Source organism: Pseudarthrobacter sp. NPDC058196 (assembly GCF_042882685.1).
In the GTDB taxonomy this organism is placed as follows: Bacteria; Actinomycetota; Actinomycetes; order Actinomycetales; family Micrococcaceae; genus Arthrobacter.
On the sequence record NZ_JBHVVN010000004.1, the window covers coordinates 284498 to 301869 of the forward strand.

Sequence of the window (17372 nt, forward strand, 5' to 3'; positions counted from 1 at the left end):
ATGGGCTACGATAGATTCGTTAGACAGCCAAGCAAGTAGGATATCGAAGGAATTCGCATGAACCCGCATGGTGCAAGCGAAGGCTACTCGTACCCCACCCTGGAAGATACAGAGCCCAGGGCTGTTGATGTGATCAACGCCCTCCGGGAGTTCCGCACCTCAGAAACCGCCATGCGACGGCGCACCCGCTCGTCGCCCGCCATGGGGGAGACCGATCTCCTGGCCCTGCGCTACCTCCTCGACGCAGAGGCTGCCGGTATGGGGGTCCGCCCCACGGAACTGGCGGGCCGTTTGGGAATTACCTCGGCCTCCATGACTACGCTCGTGGACCGGCTCGTTGCCAGCGGCCACGTGACGCGCGAACGGCACCCTTCGGACCGGCGCGCCATCATCCTCCGGCCCGCGCCCGGCGCCGATGAGGAAGTCCGGCATAACCTCAACCAAATGCATAAGCGCATGCTCGAGGCCGCCGAATCCTTGTCCGCCGAGGAAATCAAAGCGGTGATGCACTTCCTGATGCGCATGCGCGAGGCGGTGGACGCCGTCAACATGGCCCCGAACGTTGGATCACGGTAGACAACGAAGTAATCCTAGTTAGACTAGCTACATTGTTAGTGAACTATCGGATGGTGGATCGAATGACTGCAGTACTTGAACCTCAGGCGGCCGGGCATTCGATCCCGGTGACGATAGACACCGAAATTCCCGTCCAGGCCGCGGAAAGCCCCGCGCTGGACCTGCAAACGCCCACTGCCCCCATGCACTGTGGGATGGAGATGACGGCCGCTCCTGTCCCCATCGCTTCCCTCGGCTGGGCGCCACTTGAGCTCGGCTCCTCCGAATGGACGTGCGCCTGCGGGTACAGGATGGATGGCGAACCCGCCGGCGATCCGCTGGAAGCGGTCCGGCTGGCCTCCGCGAGGGTGGAAAGCATCCAGTGGGAGCTGGATGCGGCGCAGGAGGGGTTCGCTAATGCAGTCCGCAGCGCTTCCCGGCTGGGTGCCTCGCCGGACGCCCTGGGCAACGCGGCGGGCCTGACCGAACCGGAACTCCGGGAGTTCCTCGCCGGCAGCGGCCGGTTGCTGTAGGTCAAGGACGCTGTTGGCCCGGTTGCTGAATGGCTCGGCACCCTTCCCGGAAGCTGGCCACGACGTCACGAAGTGCAGCCACCCGTCTATTCGGGTGCAGCTGCACTTCGTTGGTTAAAGCGGTGGAGAAGAAGATGGCCGGCCGGCTCTGGCCCGAATGGGGGCTCGGCGAGCGGCCGGAACGCGCTATGCGGCCTGGCGGAGGGCCGTTGTGGAACGATGCCGCCGGTCAGCCAGCACGCTGATGGTGCAGGGTGCCTGGCCGGGATCGATCTTGGCTGGCAGGTGCTTGGCCCGCGCGGCGGACCGGAGCATTTCCAGCGCATCCTCATCCACCCAGGCACTGGAGATATCAAGCTCCAGGTCCAGGCCCCCTTTGAGGGAGTTGGCACGTTTGGCTATGACATAGAGTGCGTTGATGCTGTGGATGGTGATATGCCCCTTTGCAATCACCTGGGCCCTGCTGTGGTCCAGGTCAATCCGGACCACGATATGAAGCTTCGAGTTCACGTTGTAAAGCCTTCCCCGGCATTGGCTGCGACGCTGCAGCTTCTTGCTTGGCCTGTTTGCTTAAGCCTCAACCAGATTAGGGACTGAATGTGATGTGCGCAACACCAGGGCCTTTATGACATCGAAGCGAACGTTGGCCCTCCCGCTCTGATCCGTGATGTGATCAAGGCACGCCCCAGTAGCACCGCCTCCGAAGGACACCCCATGAGCAAAGAACAGCTGATCATCATCGGTTCCGGCCCGTCCGGCTATACCGCCGCCATCTACGCCGCCCGCGCCGGGCTGAACCCCCTGGTCCTGGCCGGCTCCGTTACGGCCGGGGGCGCCCTGATGAACACCACCGAGGTGGAAAATTTCCCCGGCTTCCCGGGCGGCATCCAGGGCCCCGAGTTGATGGACGGGCTGCAGCAGCAGGCGGAAAAGTTCGGCGCACGGATTGAGTACGACGACGCCACGTCCGTTGAGCTCAAAGGGCACGTCAAGCGCGTGGTCACCGGCGGCGGGGAGACGTACGAGGCCCCGGCAGTCATCCTGGCCACCGGCTCGGCGTACAAGGAACTCGGCCTGCCGGAGGAGAAGAAGTTCAGCGGCCACGGCGTCTCCTGGTGCGCCACCTGCGACGGGTTTTTCTTCCGCGACCAGGACATCATCGTCGTCGGCGGCGGCGACTCCGCCATGGAGGAAGCGACTTTCCTGACCCGCTTCGGCAAGACCGTCACGGTCGTGGTCCGCAAGGGTGAATTGCGGGCCTCCCGCATCATGGCGCAGCGGGCCAAGGACAACCCCAAGATCCGCTTCGCCTGGAACTCCGCGGTCACCGCCATCCACGGCGAGGGGAAGGTCACCGGCGTGACCCTCACGGATACCCGCACCGGCGAGACCCGGCACCTGGACGCCACCGGCATCTTCGTGGCCATCGGGCACCTGCCGCGGACCGAACTCGTGGCCGGCCAGGTGGATCTGGACGAGGAGGGCTACATCAAGGTGGACGCCCCCACCACCTGCACCAACCTCTCCGGAGTCTTCGCCTGCGGCGATGCCGTTGACCACCGGTACCGGCAGGCCATCACCGCGGCCGGCACCGGCTGCGCGGCGGCCCTGGACGCGGAACGGTTCCTGGCAGCGCTGGAGGACGCAGCCAGCATCGCGACTGCGTTGGTGGAGGAACCGACGCACAACTGACGGGCAGTCCAGCGGCGGGCCCCCGGGGGTCAGACCACTTCGGGGAGCCTGCCGGTTAACACAGAGACCGGAGCGGCAGACCAGCGCTCGCGTTCGGGCTCGTAGGAGATCACCATCGACGCGTCGTTGTCGCGGGCCTCGTCGATGGCCAGCAGCAGGGCGTCCTCCATGTGCCGGGCATACTCCAACCGCTCCGGCAGGGAACCCTGCAGGCCGGCGTCGTCAATCAGCACGTGGCCCTTGCCGTCCACAATGACCTTCAGTGAATACCCGCGGTCCTCGTGCAAGGACCCCCTGGTGGACGCAATCTCGGTGACCCGGTCTGCCCGGACCAGCCCGTTGCCCAGAGTGCGAACCCACACTTCACCCATGAAATGACCTCCCCTTGGCTGTGGGCACGTATCAGCGCCCCATAAGGCGAACGCTACTCCTCGCGGGCCCTTTTGTGACCCCCGAATTTTTACCGCCGGGACGCACTTCGGCGGGGGACCTTCGGCACTTTTGGCGTTTGGTTGGGCCGGGGGATGGTGGTGCCATGGCGGACAGGACTTCCACCGGCGGGAGCGGCAACATTGGCTCCGCCATTGTCAACGCCCTCCTCCTGTATGGGATCAACATCTGGCCGGGGTGGGAGGTGCTGCCCTTCCTCACCGCCGGGATGGCCCGCGTCCTGGACCTCATCAACGCATCCCTGATCGCCGGCATCGTCGTTGGCGTGGTCTGCGTCCTGATCCGGTCCCGGGCACTTCTGGCCGTGGGAAACCTGGTGGCGCTGGGCTTCGGCATGGCCGCCATCATCCGCGTCTGGGAGGTCTTCCCGTTCGACTTCACGGGCGGCTGGCCCGGCTGGCCGGTGCTGGTGCGGGTGCTCCTGGTGATCGGCGCGGTGGGCTCGGTCATTGGGGCCGTGGCGGAACTGGTCAACCTGGTCCGCGCGTTGGCGGGGATCGAGCCCCGGCCCCGCAGGCGCTAGGGTCCCGGGACCTGCCACGCGTTGACCTGCGCATCACACTGCACAATAATGCGACGGCGGCGGCCATAGGATAAATCTGATGACTTCCCCGGATGATGCCCAGCCCTTCAGCCTGCGCAGTATTGCCGTCGCCGCGTTCGGTCCCACCTTGCTCTTCGGAATCGGCCAGGGTGCCATCCTCCCGGTGGTGGCATTGTCGGCCCGCGAGCTGGGCGCAACGGTGGCCGTGGCAGCCCTGATCGTGACCCTCATTGGCCTGGGCTCCTGGTTCTTCAACCTGCCTGCATCCCTGGTGACCCTCCGCTTCGGAGAGCGCTGGTCCATCGTGGGCGCCGCCGTCGCCGCCGGCCTGGCCCTCGCAGCTGCCGCCACTTCCGCCCTTGCCCCCAACGGACTGTGGCTGCTCGCCGTGGCGATGACGGTCGTCGGGATGTCCGGTGCAGTGTTCGGCCTGGCCCGGCAGAAGTACCTCACCGAGGCCGTGCCCGTAGCTTTCCGTGCCAGGTCCCTGTCGACGTTGGGCGGCGTGAACCGTATCGGGGTGTTTATCGGCCCGTTCGCCGGCGCGGCCGTGATGCAGTTCTTCGGCATCGCCGGCGCGTACTGGGTGGGCGTGGTTGCCATGGGAGCGGCAGCCCTCCTGTCCCTCACCATTCCGGACCTGGCGGCGCCGGACGTTCCCTCGGGCGGGGACGGGGCCGCCCAGCCCACGCTCCGGAGCGTCGCGGCCTCGCACGCGGGCGTGTTCCTCTCGCTGGGCGTGGGCATCCTGCTGCTCAGCGCGCTGCGGTCCTCCCGGCAGGTGGTGATCCCGCTCTGGTCCGACCATCTGGGCATGGACGCCACCTCCGCGTCCCTGGTCTACGGCCTCTCCGGTGCGATCGACATGCTGGTGTTCTATCCCGCCGGCAAACTGATGGACCGCAAAGGCCGGCAATGGGTGGCCATCCCGTCCACGCTGCTCATGGGAACCGCGCTGCTGTTGATCCCGCTCACCGGATCCTTCACGGGCCTGCTGCTGGCCGCGCTGCTGATCGGCTTCGGCAACGGCATCAGCTCCGGGCTGGTGATGACCCTGGGCGCCGACTTCTCCCCGGACCGCGGCCGCGGCCAGTTCCTGGGCCTCTGGCGGTTCATGGCGGACGCCGGCTCCACCGGCGGCCCGGTGCTCCTCTCCGGGGTGACGGCCCTGGCCTCCCTGGGGCCGGGGATCTCAGCCACGGGCATCCTGGGATTCGCCGCGGCGGCCGTGTTCGCCGTCGTCCTTCCCCGCCTCAAGCACCGCCGCAACTACTGACCAGGGCAGGCTATTCTCGACACATGACCGACCCCGGCGTGAGCGCCCGCATCAGCCCCCTGCACAAAGCCGTGTGGTGGGCCCAGGACTATGCCTATGCCACGGGCTGGCAGGTCCGGGGGTTCCTCTCTCGTGTACAGCCGGCCTCGTTCCGAACCGGCACCCTGCAGCCCGTGGTGATCATCCCGGGCGTTTACGAAAACTGGCAGTTCATGATGCCGCTCATCCGGGCCATCCATGATGCCGGGCACCCCGTGCACGTGGTCACGGTGCTGCAGCGCAACAAACTCAAGGTGCCGGATGCCGCCAGGCTGGTGGCCCAGCACCTGGAGGAGGCCGGCCTCCACAACGCCATCCTGGTGGCCCACAGCAAGGGCGGGCTGATCGGCAAGTACACCATGCTGTCCCTGGACCCCGAGCACCGGATCGACCGGCTGATCGCCGTGTGCGCACCATTCTCAGGTTCCCGCTACGCCCGGTACATGCTGCTGCCCAGCCTGCGGATCTTCTCGCCGCGCAACGCCCTGACCCTGCAGTTGGCGCGCGAGCAGGCCGTCAACAGCCGCATCACGTCCCTTTACGGCCCGTTCGATCCGCACATCCCGGAGGGCAGCGTGCTCCCCGGCGCCACCAATATCGAGCTGCCGGTGGCCGGGCACTTCCGGATCCTTGGCGATCCCGGGACCGCGAGGATCATCGTGGAGCAGCTGAGCCTTCCGGCCTGACCGCATCCGGTGCTGCCGCTGCCGCTGCGATCCGGCCCGCGATGAATTCTGCGTCGCGGCCTACCCCGTGGACCATGGATGAGGCGAGCGAATGCTGGAAGGTGGCGCCCAGGAAGTAGAGTCCGGGCTGCGTGGTGGCCACGCCACGGTCCTGGTCCGGCCGGCCGTCCGCGCCCAGCACGGGCAGGTCGATCCAGCCCAGGTCCGGCGTGAATCCGGTGCACCAGATGACGTTGGCCACCTCCAGTGTCCTGCCGTCAGCCAACAGTGGCAGCCCGGCTTTGGTGCCTTCCGTCCTGGGAACGCGTACGACGCCGGCACGCACCAGGTCCCGGTTCTTCACCCTGACCAGTGGTCCGCTGTGCGAGAGGACCCGGGGGCGGGCCCTCCGGCCTGCGGGCGTGCCGAGCGTGAGGATATGGGAGAAGGCGAAGAAGACGGCCAGCGTCAGTGGGCGGGCGGCGACGGCGTCGACGCGCCAGGGGATTTCGCCCGGGTGGCGGCCGGACAGGTAGGTGGTGCGGGTGGACGCAAGTTCCAGGGCGATGTCCGCACCGGAATTGCCGGCGCCCACCACCAGGACCGGTCCCGGCGCGAGGTCACGGGAACTCCGGTAGCTCCCGGCTGTCAGCTGCCGGATGGCGGGACTGAGCTGCCCCGCGAAGCCGGGAACCCGGGGTTTCCGGTCCCAGCCGGACGCGACCACCACGTTGTCGGCTTCGAACCGCCGGCCGCCCGCGTCGATGACGAAAGCCCGGCTGTTGTGGCGGAGGCTGGTGACCCGGACGCTGGGCCGGACGGGCAACCCGAACTCTTCGACATAGCTGGCCAGGTAGTCGGCGAATTCCTCGCGGGACGGGAAGGACCACTGTGGTGCGGGGAACCGGCTGCCGGGCAGGGCATCGTACCGGGCCGGGGTAAAGAGCCGGAGGGAGTCCCAGCGGGCGCGCCAGCTGTCACCGGATGCCGCATTTTCATCCAGGATCACAAACGGCCGGTTGAGCCGGGCAAGATGGTAGCCCATGGCCAGGCCTGCCTGGCCGCCGCCGATCACCACGGTGTTGAAGTGCTCTGACATGGTGTCCTGCCCTTCTGTCCGTGCCGCTCCGCTGCGGTCCCGGGCTTCCTGCTACAATTCATCCGAATGGTATTCGGATGAATAAAGGCTAGGCCCGGCGATGAGTGAAGTCAATGCCCCGGTACGCCGCTACAACTCCCCGTTGCGGCGGGAGCAGGCGGCGGCAACCCGGGACGCGGTGCTGTCCGCTGCCCGCGACCTGTTCGTTGGCGAGGGGTACCGGTCCGCCACCGTTGCGGCCATTGCCCGGCGGGCGGGCGTCGCCGTCGACACGATCTACGCCACGATCGGGCGGAAGCCGGACCTCCTGCGCGGGGTGGTGGAGGCGGCGATCTCAGGGACCGGCCAGGCCGTCCCGGCGGAGCGGCGTGGCTACGTGATCCGGGTGCGCGAGGCGACGCGGGCAGCCGAGAAGATCGCCCTGTACGCCCAGGCCCTGGCGCAAATCCAACCCCGGCTGGCCCCGGTTTACGAGGCGCTCCGTGATGCTGCCGGCACCGATCCGGACTGCGGCGCGCTCTGGCGGGAGATCTCGGACCGGCGCGCGGCCAACATGCGGAAATTTATCGAGGACCTCGCCACAACGGGCGAGCTCCGCATGGACCGTCCGGCCGCGGAGCTCGCCGACGCTGTGTGGAGCATGAACGGGCCGGAGTATTGGGGGCTGCTGGTGGATCAGCGCGGGTGGGATCCGGAACGGTTCGCCGGATGGCTGAGCGATGCGTGGTGCCGGCTGCTGCTGCAGAACCCCCGCTGAGCCGGGTTCCGGCCGCCCCGCTAAATGAAACGCTCCTCCGGAAAGCCCTGGCGGACTTCCGGAGGAGCGCAACTGGTGTGGCCGGGACGCTCCTAGCCGTCCGAGCCGGCCGGGGTGGTGGTCGCGGTGTAGCCCTCAAGCTTCAGTGCCGCCTGGGCGTACTTCTGGTCGAACGTGTCCGCCATGTTGACCTTGGAGGTATCAACCCCAATGGTCTTCTCCTCATCGAAAACCGTCTTGGGGCCGCCCGCAGGCATGATGCCATCTGGCAGGAACTGGCCCTTGTCCTGGTCCAATGCCTTGACGTAATCGTCCTTGCTGATGGTGCTGTTCTGGACGAAGGCCGGGGGCAGCTTGTCCGCGATCTCCTGGGCTGAGTGGGTGCTGATCCAGTGCATGGTGTCCACCAGCGCATCCACCACCTTCTGGGCTTCGTCCTGGTGGCTGTTGACCCAGTCCGTTTGGGCGAGCAGGCCGGCGGACGGCAGCGAACTGCCGAGGGCCGCTTTGGCGCCATCCGCCGTCGCCAGGTCAATGGCCGGAACCGCAAGGTTCTTGGCCTCCAGGGCGCCCACTGTCGGCTGGGTGGTCATGACGCAGTCCGCGGAGCCGCGCTGGATGGCGGCGATGGCGGTGGCACCGGCACCGACTGCAATGGTCTGGTAGTCGCCCTTGGACAGGCCGGCCTTGGACGCGATGAACTGGGTGAGTTCGTCGGTACCCGAACCGAGGTCCGTGACGCCGACAGTCTTGCCCTTGAGGTCTGCGCCGGAGTGGACGTTGGCCTTGGGGCTGCACATGACGCGCTCGCCCGGGGCGCCGGAGAGCTGGATGAGGTTGGTGACCTTCTTGCCCTTGGCCTGGAAGTCCACTGTGTGGATGTACCACGCTCCGGCCATATCCACCTGGCCGGATGCCATGGCCTCCTCGGCGCCCACGCCCCCCTGCTGCTCGGTGGAGAGTTCCATCTTGACCCCGTACTTCTCGTAGTAACCGAGCTGCTGGGCCAGCTGATACGGGAGGTAGATCTGCTTGTCGATGCCGCCCACCATCATCTTCACCGTGGGCATCGAGCTGGTGTCGGCGGACGCACTGCCGCCCGCGGAACTGCCGCTGGCTGCAGGGGTGGAACTGTTGCCGCATGCTGCCAGGCTGAGGGCAACGGCTCCGGCAGCTGCGGCGGCAAAGATAGGGCGCTTCATCATCATTGTTTACGCATCCTTTTGTTTGTCCCGAACGGGGGACTTGGGTGTTTGGTTACGGGTGGTGCGGGGGTGGAAAGCGGTAGCCGGGCTCAAATGGCCTGGGCCTCGGAACGGTTCGGCGGACGCCATTTGAGCAGCCTGTGCTCAAGGAGGTTGATCAGGGATTCGGCAAAGAGGGTGACGACGGCGATGATCACCATGCACGCGAAGACCGTATTCGGATCAAAGGTCCCCTGCGCCTGGCTGATGATCAGGCCGATGCCTTTCTGCGCCCCGAGCACCTCGGCCACAAGGGCGCCGATGATGGCGAAGCCGAACGCGGTGTGGAGGCTGGCGATGATCCACGTCATGGCGGAGGGAATGGTCACGTGCATCGCCACCTGGTAGGGCGACGCGCCGAGGACCCGCACGTTCGCCACCAGGTTCTGGTCCACCTCACGGACGCCCTGGAATGCGTTGAAGAACACCACGAAGAAAACCAGCACGGCCGCGAGCAGGATTTTCGGGAAGACACCGAGGCCAAACGCCACGATGAAGATCGAGCCGAGCACAATACGCGGAATCGAATTCACGATCCGGATGTAGGGCCCGACCACGGCCGACAGGTACTTGTTGGATCCCAGGAGGATGCCCAGGATCACGCCGACGAATGTTCCCAGCAGGAACCCGAAGAATGCCTCCTGCGCGGTGACACCCAGGTTCTCCCAGATGGTGCCGAACGCCGTACCTTCGGTGAAGAGCTTGACCAGGCTGTCCCAGATTTCGGACGGCTGGCCGAAGAAGAATTTATCCACCCACCCTTCCGTTGTGAACCACTGCCAGCCGCCCACCACCGCGACGGCCAGCACCACCCGGCCGATCCAGATGGAGGTGGTGCGGCGCCGGGCTTTGATCCGGCCGGCATTCTTCGCTGCTGTCTCTGGTTCCACTGGCGTCTCGCTTGTGCGGGTTTCGGGGTGGGCGACGGCCGTCATGCCGCACCTGCCGTCAGGGCATAGGCGCGGGTGACTTCGTCCTTGAGGGATTCCCAAATACGGCCCTGGAGTTCCAGGAACCGCTCTTCGTGCCGGATCTCCTGGACGTTGCCGCGGGGCCTGGGAAGATCGATGTCGAAGACGTCCTTGACCGACCCGGGGCTGCTGGTCATGATGACCACCCGGTCCGAGAGCGCCACCGCCTCGTCCAGGTCGTGGGTGATGAACAGGACCGAGGGCCGCAGTTCCTCCCAAAGCTTGAGCAGTTCGTTCTGCATGATGGCCTTTGTTTGCACATCCAGTGCCCCGAACGGCTCGTCCATGAGGAGGATTCGCGGATTGTTGATAAGTGCCGCCGCCATGGCAACGCGCTTGCGCATACCGCCCGAAAGCTGGTGCGGGTACCGGTCCTCGAAACCGGCCAGGCCCACCCGGCGCAGCCAGTCCCGGGCAAGATCCGTGGCCTGGCGCTTAGGCATTCCGAGCAGGATAGGCCCCATCATGACGTTGCTGAGCACGCTCTTCCAGGGGAACAGGGCGTCCGCCTGGAACATGTAGCTCACGCCGTTGGTGATGCCTTCCACCAGGTTCCCGCCCACCCTGACCGAGCCTGCACTCGGCTGCTCCAGCCCGGAGACCTGGGCCAGGGTGGTGGACTTGCCGCAACCCGTGGGTCCGACGATGGAGCAGAACTGTCCGGCCTCGACGCTCACCGTCACATCACGGATGGCGGTGAACGTTTCGCCCTTCGGCGTCAGGTAGCGCTTCGTCAGGCCGGACACCTCGATCCGTGCCCCTTCGGCGGCCTTCTGTGGAGGGCCCGGCGGCCTGGGTGTGGGGGTGCTGTTCATTGCAAGACCTCGCTGTCTTTTGTCCATGTAGTCCGGGTTCGTGATGTTGATCACTGGAACTGTGTGAAGCTTAGGAAGTGATCATTCCGGCCAGAAAGACTTCCGTAAGATGTGTGCGTTAGCCGCAAAAGTGCACGTTTTGTGCGTTTTCTGCCGCCATGTAAAAACCGGGCCTCCGGAGCCGCGATGAGCAAGGAATCCTGGGTGCACAGGCCACGGGCCGGCAGGCGCTTCACAACGCTGACCGCCCAGATCCTGCTGGCCTCGCTGTCGCTGCTGATCTTCACCGTGGCCCTGGGCGGCTTCCTTTTTTCGATGATCAGCAACCAGACGCTGGACCAGCAGTACCAGCTGCGCGCGCTGGGCATTGCGACCACCACGGCGCAGATGTCGGAGATCCGCTCCGCAGTGGCCTCCGGTGACCCCGACCACGCCATCAATGGCATTGCCCGTCAGGTAATGACGGCCGCCCGGACCGACTATGTCGTCGTAACTGACAGGGAAGGCATCCGGTTCTCCCACCCGGATCCGGCGTTGATCGGCCACCGGCTGGAGGAACCGGTGGCCGTCCTGGACGGCCAAACCCATGTAGGTTTCGACCCCGGAAGCCTGGGCCGCTCCGCGAACGCCAAGGCCCCCATTTTCGGCGCCGACGGCGCGGTGGTTGGCCAGGTTTCGGTGGGGATCGAGGATACCCAGGTCTTGAGCAACCAGATGCAGAACATCTGGCTGATCACGGGCTTCTCTGCCCTGGTCCTGGCCTTGGGCATCGCGGGTTCGCTGCTCCTTTCCCGGCGCATCAAACGTGTCACGTTCGACCTGGAGCCAGCCGAGATCGCCTCCCTGCTGCAGGAACGTGAGGCCTTGCTTCACGGAATCCGGGAGGCCGTCGTCGGCCTGGACGATGCCGGCAAGGTGACGGTGATCAACGAGGAGGCCCGGCGGTTGCTCCACCTGGAAGGGGAGGCCTTGGGCAAACCCATTGCCGAACTGCTTCCGCACGGCCGCCTCCGGGACCTGCTGGCCGGCCGGCTCCCCGGCGCCGACCAGGTGGCGCTCACCGAAGACGCCCTGCTGGTTGTCAACAGGATGCCCGTGGCCACCGCCGGCCGCAGCATTGGTTCAGTCGTCACGCTTAGGGACCGGACCGAAATTGAAGGCCTGGTGCGCGATCTCCACTCGATCCAGGGCTTGATGGAGGCCATGCGCGCCCTGGAGCATGAGTACGCAAACCGGCTCCATATTGTCGACGGCCTGTTGGAAATGGGGGACCTGGACCAGGCCAAGAGGTATGTCTCGCAGGTATCAACGATGTCCAGGTCCCTGGGTGAACGGCTGCGCGCCACCATTTCCCCGCCGGAGCTCGCTGCCTTGCTGCTGGCAAAAGTGGCGGTGGCCGCCGAACAGGACGTGCAGATGGAGGTGACCGCCGACTCCAGGCTGGAACATCCGGAGGCTGATCCCACCGAGCTGGTCACCATTGTTGGCAACCTCCTCGACAACGCCGTGGATGCGCTGGCGAATACACCGCGGCCCCGCCGTGTGACGGTCCAGCTCGACGACGCGGACGGCGTGTTCATCGCCGTCCGGGACAACGGGCCCGGCATCCCTGCCGACAAGGTTGACCAGGTCATGGTGGACGGTTATTCAACCAAGGACCCGCGGCCAGGGATGCGTCGTGGCATCGGGCTGGCCCTGGTGAGCAGGATCGTCCGCAGGGCAGGGGGAACACTGGATGTGTTTCCGGGTCCCGGCGGTAACTTTGAGGTATGGCTTCCGGCAAAGACGCAGGCAGCGGTTGAGGACAGGAGTGCAGGAGTTGATTAGGACGCTCGTCGTGGACGACGATTTCCGGGTGGCAGGCATCCATGCGGCCAGGGTGGAGCGGGTGGACGGATTCGAGTGCGTTGGCCAGGTCTACAGTGCCGCGGCCGCACGGGATGCCATTGTCAGGCTGAATCCGGATCTTCTCTTGCTGGATATCCACCTGCCGGACGAGGACGGACTCTCCCTCCTGCGGTCCCTGCAAGCAGCCGGCACCCAGATTGACAGCATCGTGATCACTGCCGCGCAGGACCTGGCCACCGTCAAGTCCGCGATGACCAGCGGAGCCATCTACTACCTGGTCAAGCCCTTTGGGTTCGAGCGGCTCCGCACGCAGCTGGAGGCGTACAAGAAGTGGCGCGAGGAACTGGAATCCGTATCGACGGCGAGCCAGGCAACCATTGACAGCCTCTACAAGGCGCGGTTGGCAGGGATCAAGGCAGCCGCCCCGGCCCCGCGCCTGCAGCCCACCATGCAGAAAGTGTTCGACGCCGTCCGGGCCGCCCGCGGTCCCGTCAACGCTGCGGAAATTGCCGAGCAGCTCGGCGTCAGCAGGCCAACAGCCCAGCGCTACCTGAGCACGCTGGAACGGAAAGGCCTCCTGGCCCTGGACCTTACCTACGGCACCACCGGCCGGCCGTTGAATTCCTACACGGTTTCCTGACTGCCCACGGGACCGGCCGGTTGCTGCCGCAGAACTCCGGCCGAGCCGGGGCTGCTACATAATCGCAGGTCAGGACCTAGTTGAAATTTCAAATACCTTGAGCATTTGTTGACTCTTTACCCCCTCACTTCCTGAGCTTGGCCCTGCAAAGTAGGTCCCAGCTAGACAAAAGAACACCAAAAAGTCTGAGGGGACATCATGAAGAACAGCACTCTGGTCAAGGGAACTGCCGCTATCGCCGTTGGCGCCGCACTGCTGCTGGGCGGCGGGGGAACCCTGGCCAACTGGAACGCAGAAGCAACCGCCGCTCCCGGCACCATCGTTTCCGGTGACCTGAACGTGGTCAAGGCCGTCAACGGCGTGTGGAAGGACCGCAACGGTGCCACCGTCGACATCAGCACCTACAAGGTTGTCCCGGGCGACAAGCTCACGTTCACCCAGGACCTGACCGTGACCCTGGTGGGCAACAAGATGGCCGCCAACGTTGCCACCACCGGCATCAGCCCCACCAACGGCTTCACCCCGGCCAACGTCTCGGTGAGCTCTCCGTCGCTCACCGTGGGCGGCGCGGCCGTCGCCAACCCGCTCAAGCCCACGCAGACGGGGGCGGACCAGACGGTCACCGCCACCATCACCTTCGAATTCCTGGCCACCACCACTGGCCGCGCGGACACCACCGCAAGCTACAACTTCAACAATGTGGCCTTCCAGCTGACCCAGGTCACCCAGTCCGGCCTTTCCTAGCCTGACGTGGCCGGGTGGCCCCAGGGCCACCCGGCCGGCAGCACCAGGAAACAGGACCAGGAGGAAACCACATGCGCATCACGCGCTCACTGAAGGCAGCGGCGTTGATCGCCGCGGCCGTGGTCCTGGGCCTGTTCACCGTGCAGGGAACGTTTGCCCTCTGGAACGCCTCCGCGGTGGCCGCCCCCGGAACCGTCTCCGCGGCCTCGTTCGATGTGGCGTTGACGGCGGTCAACTCCGGCACCACCACCAACATGACCCTGGCCACCGGGGCTGCGGCGAACCTGGCATTGTCTCCCGCAGGGACCCTCGGGCCAGGCACCTCCGTCTCCGGGGGAGTGGTGGTCACCAACAACACCAACGCCGGTGGCCAGTTCAACACCGCCATCACGGTGGGCCAGCCAACGGTGGCGAACACCGGCGGCGGAACCCTGGCCTCCTACATCGTCGTGAACGCGAAGAGCGCCGCTTCCTCCACGGAATGCAGCTCCAGCACCGGCTATGCGCAGATCGGCACCGGCGGTCTCGTCTCGCCCACGGTGGGCAAAAGCGGTTCCACCATCTTCTGCTTCCAGGTCAGCCTCGCCTCCGGCGCCCCGTCAACAGTGAAAGGACAAGCAGTGACCATCTCCCTTCCACTCACCGCACGTCAACTCTGCGGGGTGCCCAGTGGCTGCTGACCTGACCGAACGCCTTCTTGGCGGAGACACCGAACCCGAAACTCCGGCAGCCGGGCCACAGCCTGCACGCGGGCGCAAAGGCGCCTGGGCCGTCGTCGGACGCATCCTGAGCATGGCCGCGATGCTGGTGGCGTTGTTCGCCGCCCTTGTCCTCATCGTGGTGCCGGTGGCGACCGGCTCGCAGACCTACACCGTGCTGACCAAGTCCATGGCGCAGCACTACCCGCCCGGCACCTTTATGGTGATGAAACCGGTGCCGTTCGACGAACTCAAGTACGGCGACGTCATCACCTTCCAGCTGTACTCGGGCCGCCCCGACGTGGAAACGCACCGGATTGTCGGGTTTGGTTCCACCCAGTCCGGCGAGAAGACGCTCATCACCAAGGGCGACAACAACGGGGCCAACGATCCCGAGCCCATCCGGGCCATCCAGGTCAAGGGCAAGCTGTTCTACGCCGTCCCGTTCGTTGGTTTCGTAGCCAACTTCCTGGGTAATTCGGACCGGGAAATGTGGACGGTCATCGCGGCCGTGGCACTGATCGGTTATGGCTCCATCACGGTCTACAAGTCCGTGCGCAAGCCCCGCAAGCAGGGTAACCCTGCTGCCGAGGCCGCCTAAGTGCCGCGGCTCCGGAGCACTCCAGGCGCCACGCTCGCCGTCGGGGCGTTCGTGCTCACGGTGCTGCTGGGCGTTGGCGGCGGCACGGCCTCGGCCCTCTGGCAGCAAAGCGCGACGGCGACCATGGCCGTCACGGCGTCCGGCACCTGGCCCAACCAGTTCGCGGGATTCACCTGCACCAACGACAACCCGCGTCAGACCGCCACCCTCTCAGCGGTGGGCTCGACGGCGCCAACCGCACTCAGCTACGCCGCGCTCCAGCCGAACGGCACCTACGGGCCGGCCTACACCGAGTCGGTGAGCCTGGGAACGACCAGCACGGTCACCTTGACCATCACGTCGCAGATCGTCGTGGCCAACAGGACCACCACTCCGTTGACCATCCGTGTGACGGCGACGTACGCGAACCAATCTCAATCGACCGCCACGGCAACGGTGTCCCTGGAGCAAGGAAACAACAGCAACAAGGTCACCTGCCTGTCCACCACGTCCTAGGCGCCTGACCATCCGCCAGCTCGGCGGAAGAAGGTGCCGCTGCAACCCCCCACGCAGTGGCACCTCCTCCCGCCGAGCTGGCTTGGCGACACTCACATTCCCTGGCGACCCGTCGCCGCCCGCACGCCCCCGCAAGGCGGGCGCGCGAGGGAAAATCCGCCGCGGAAATGGGACTGCGCGTCGGTAGACTGCGGGCATGTCATCCAGAATCAGTGAACTCGTCCTGAATTGCGCCGACCCCGAACTGCTGGCGCGGTTCTGGTGCGGGGTCCTTGGCTACGTCGAGCTGGACCGGGAGGAAGGCTCGATCGAAATCGGGCCGGCCGCCGGGTTCGGCGGACTCCAGCCCACCATCATCTTCAGCCCCAGCAGCAACCCGCGCGTGGGGCGGCTCCCGCTGCACATCGACATCAACCCGGTGGACCGGGACCAGGAGGCCGAACTGGAACGATTGCTGGCACTGGGTGCGCGGCCGGCCGACGTCGGGCAGGCGGGCGGGGAGCCATGGCACGTCCTGCAGGATCCGGAGGGCAACGAGTTCTGCCTCCTGCGCAAACGGCTCGAACCCTGAGCTGGGCCGGCCCCGGACGATGGAGTGCCTGGGGGCGCCCACTTCAAGACGCCGCCAGGCACTAGCAACTATCGACGGCGGCGCTCAAGTTACCCGGAGCAAATTCCGCAAGGTTCGGTCAAGAGTTTCCGGTTGCAAGCTGGGTGTCCGGGAGTCTCCGTAAAATGGGCTGCCCGCCGCCCGCCCGGTGACCCTTTACAGCCCGGCCGCGTCCCGGCCCCGTGCCGCGAACGCGAACAGGGACGTTGTTGCCACCGTGGCCAGGTACCCCGCGATCACAATCAGCGAGATCCCGGCCCAGAAGTAGTTGGTGGTGCTGGTTTCCTGCCATGGGCTGGGCGCAATCCGGATCAGCGAGTAAAAAGCCACCCCTGCCGACGCCAGCCCGATCAGCACCGGAAGCGTCAGCCAGATGCGGGCCGAGCCAGGATGCCGGCCGAACCCGTCCCACTCGTTCCAGGAACCGCGGCGGAGGATCAGCCAGCCCGCCGGGATCATGAAGGCGCCCACCAGGAGGAACGCGGCCACCACGTCCGCGGGCCGGTGCCACTGGTTGATCAACGTGGAGGCACCGGAGGCAATGGCAAAGGAACCACCGATGAAGCCGGCCATGGGGCGCCAGCGAGGGGAGGCCATCAGGAACACGGCGGCCGCGGCGGACGCAGCCAGCGTGGTGTGCCCGGACGGCAGGGAGTTGAGCTCAAGGGTCAGCACGCCTTTGTCCGGACGGGCCGGCAGCAGGTCCTTGAGGACCTGCGTGGCCACGTTGGCGCCGATGCACGCCGCCACGGCGATTCCCGCTTCTGCCCAGTGCCGCCGGATCACTGTGACGAACAGGACCACCACGGCGGCCATCACCAGGGAGATGGTGGGCAGCCAGTCCAGGAACTGGGTGGCGGCCTTGCCCGCGGGTCCGTGGATGTCCACGGCTTCCACCAGCGCGGACTCATCGATGAACTGGCCCGTGGCGGTCTGGACGAAGAAGTAGTAGGTGGCAACCAGCCCGGCTATGCAGGCGGCAGTGGACAGCACGAACAGGAACGCCGAGCCCGGAGCGGGCCGGGACGGTGTCCTGGTGGGTAGTTGCCGTGAAGAAGTCATCGCGCTTAAGGGTGACACAAAAAGCTGGACGGCT

The 17372-nt window shown here is 66.1% G+C and carries 21 protein-coding genes; 14 read left to right on the forward strand and 7 right to left on the reverse strand.

What is annotated here, in order from left to right:
* Positions 1-57: 57 nt before the first annotated feature.
* Together ACFVVC_RS07970 and ACFVVC_RS07975 are read left to right on the forward strand one after the other, a co-directional pair.
* Positions 58-576, forward strand: coding sequence for a MarR family winged helix-turn-helix transcriptional regulator (locus tag ACFVVC_RS07970; protein ID WP_387450983.1), 519 nt, complete (start codon positions 58-60; stop codon positions 574-576).
* 62 nt (positions 577-638) lie between these two features.
* Positions 639-1088: a hypothetical protein gene (locus tag ACFVVC_RS07975; protein ID WP_387450986.1), complete on the forward strand. Its 450-nt coding sequence runs from the start codon at positions 639-641 to the stop codon at positions 1086-1088.
* A gap of 186 nt (positions 1089-1274) precedes the next feature.
* Here the strand turns inward: ACFVVC_RS07975 and ACFVVC_RS07980 are convergent, their stop codons facing one another.
* On the reverse strand, positions 1275-1598 hold the full coding sequence (locus ACFVVC_RS07980; protein WP_387450989.1) for a hypothetical protein: 324 nt from the start codon (positions 1596-1598) through the stop codon (positions 1275-1277).
* 204 nt (positions 1599-1802) lie between these two features.
* On the opposite strand from ACFVVC_RS07980, the gene trxB reads away from it, so the two are divergent.
* Positions 1803-2780, forward strand: a complete 978-nt coding sequence (trxB, locus tag ACFVVC_RS07985) for a thioredoxin-disulfide reductase (protein WP_387450992.1) — start codon at positions 1803-1805, stop codon at positions 2778-2780.
* A 29-nt stretch (positions 2781-2809) separates the two neighbouring features.
* Here the strand turns inward: trxB and ACFVVC_RS07990 are convergent, their stop codons facing one another.
* Entirely contained in the window at positions 2810-3151 is a 342-nt protein-coding gene (locus tag ACFVVC_RS07990) for a hypothetical protein (protein ID WP_387450995.1), read from the reverse strand.
* Between the two features lie 164 nt (positions 3152-3315).
* Here ACFVVC_RS07990 and ACFVVC_RS07995 point away from each other — a divergent pair, with 164 nt between their 5' ends.
* From ACFVVC_RS07995 to ACFVVC_RS08005, 3 genes are all read left to right on the forward strand, one after another.
* On the forward strand, positions 3316-3753 hold the full coding sequence (locus ACFVVC_RS07995) for a hypothetical protein (protein ID WP_387450998.1): 438 nt from the start codon (positions 3316-3318) through the stop codon (positions 3751-3753).
* Positions 3754-3832: 79 nt separating this feature from the next.
* Complete coding sequence (locus tag ACFVVC_RS08000) at positions 3833-5050, forward strand: MFS transporter (RefSeq protein ID WP_387451001.1); 1218 nt, start codon at positions 3833-3835, stop codon at positions 5048-5050.
* 23 nt (positions 5051-5073) lie between these two features.
* Entirely contained in the window at positions 5074-5775 is a 702-nt protein-coding gene (locus ACFVVC_RS08005) for an esterase/lipase family protein (protein WP_387451004.1), read from the forward strand.
* Here the strand turns inward: ACFVVC_RS08005 and ACFVVC_RS08010 are convergent.
* Positions 5744-6853 carry a flavin-containing monooxygenase gene (locus ACFVVC_RS08010; RefSeq protein ID WP_387451007.1) on the reverse strand — a complete coding sequence of 370 codons (1110 nt, stop codon included), beginning with the start codon at positions 6851-6853 and terminating at the stop codon, positions 5744-5746. The two genes, ACFVVC_RS08005 and ACFVVC_RS08010, sit on opposite strands and share 32 nt — an antisense overlap.
* A gap of 100 nt (positions 6854-6953) precedes the next feature.
* Here ACFVVC_RS08010 and ACFVVC_RS08015 point away from each other — a divergent pair, with 100 nt between their 5' ends.
* Entirely contained in the window at positions 6954-7610 is a 657-nt protein-coding gene (locus ACFVVC_RS08015) for a TetR/AcrR family transcriptional regulator (RefSeq protein WP_387451010.1), read from the forward strand.
* Between the two features lie 92 nt (positions 7611-7702).
* On the opposite strand, the gene ACFVVC_RS08020 is transcribed toward ACFVVC_RS08015, so the two are convergent.
* From ACFVVC_RS08020 to ACFVVC_RS08030, 3 genes are all read right to left on the reverse strand, one after another.
* Entirely contained in the window at positions 7703-8818 is a 1116-nt protein-coding gene (locus tag ACFVVC_RS08020; RefSeq protein WP_387451013.1) for an ABC transporter substrate-binding protein, read from the reverse strand.
* An 86-nt stretch (positions 8819-8904) separates the two neighbouring features.
* Entirely contained in the window at positions 8905-9789 is an 885-nt protein-coding gene (locus tag ACFVVC_RS08025) for an ABC transporter permease (RefSeq protein WP_387451016.1), read from the reverse strand.
* Positions 9786-10640, reverse strand: coding sequence for an ABC transporter ATP-binding protein (locus tag ACFVVC_RS08030; RefSeq protein WP_387451019.1), 855 nt, complete (start codon positions 10638-10640; stop codon positions 9786-9788). The genes ACFVVC_RS08025 and ACFVVC_RS08030 overlap by 4 nt, the downstream gene beginning before the upstream one ends.
* Positions 10641-10826: 186 nt before the next feature.
* Between ACFVVC_RS08030 and ACFVVC_RS08035 the strand changes: the two genes are divergently transcribed.
* The 7 genes from ACFVVC_RS08035 (at position 10827) to ACFVVC_RS08065 (ending at position 16237) form a co-directional block, all read left to right on the forward strand.
* Complete coding sequence (locus ACFVVC_RS08035; RefSeq protein ID WP_387451022.1) at positions 10827-12467, forward strand: ATP-binding protein; 1641 nt, start codon at positions 10827-10829, stop codon at positions 12465-12467.
* A complete protein-coding gene (locus ACFVVC_RS08040) occupies positions 12451-13128 on the forward strand; it encodes a response regulator (protein ID WP_387451025.1) in 678 nt (225 codons plus the stop codon). The genes ACFVVC_RS08035 and ACFVVC_RS08040 overlap by 17 nt, the downstream gene beginning before the upstream one ends.
* 198 nt (positions 13129-13326) lie before the next feature.
* Positions 13327-13872 (forward strand): alternate-type signal peptide domain-containing protein, encoded by a 546-nt coding sequence (locus tag ACFVVC_RS08045; protein ID WP_387451028.1) that lies wholly within the window; start codon positions 13327-13329, stop codon positions 13870-13872.
* Between the two features lie 71 nt (positions 13873-13943).
* On the forward strand, positions 13944-14552 hold the full coding sequence (locus tag ACFVVC_RS08050; protein ID WP_387451031.1) for a hypothetical protein: 609 nt from the start codon (positions 13944-13946) through the stop codon (positions 14550-14552).
* Positions 14542-15171 carry a signal peptidase I gene (locus tag ACFVVC_RS08055; RefSeq protein ID WP_387451034.1) on the forward strand — a complete coding sequence of 210 codons (630 nt, stop codon included), beginning with the start codon at positions 14542-14544 and terminating at the stop codon, positions 15169-15171. Before ACFVVC_RS08050 ends, ACFVVC_RS08055 begins: the two co-directional genes overlap by 11 nt.
* Entirely contained in the window at positions 15172-15666 is a 495-nt protein-coding gene (locus tag ACFVVC_RS08060; protein WP_387451037.1) for a hypothetical protein, read from the forward strand.
* Positions 15667-15862: 196 nt separating this feature from the next.
* Positions 15863-16237 carry a VOC family protein gene (locus tag ACFVVC_RS08065; protein ID WP_387451040.1) on the forward strand — a complete coding sequence of 125 codons (375 nt, stop codon included), beginning with the start codon at positions 15863-15865 and terminating at the stop codon, positions 16235-16237.
* A 195-nt stretch (positions 16238-16432) separates the two neighbouring features.
* On the opposite strand, the gene ACFVVC_RS08070 is transcribed toward ACFVVC_RS08065, so the two are convergent.
* Complete coding sequence (locus ACFVVC_RS08070) at positions 16433-17338, reverse strand: phosphatase PAP2 family protein (RefSeq protein WP_387451043.1); 906 nt, start codon at positions 17336-17338, stop codon at positions 16433-16435.
* Positions 17339-17372 lie beyond the last annotated feature (34 nt).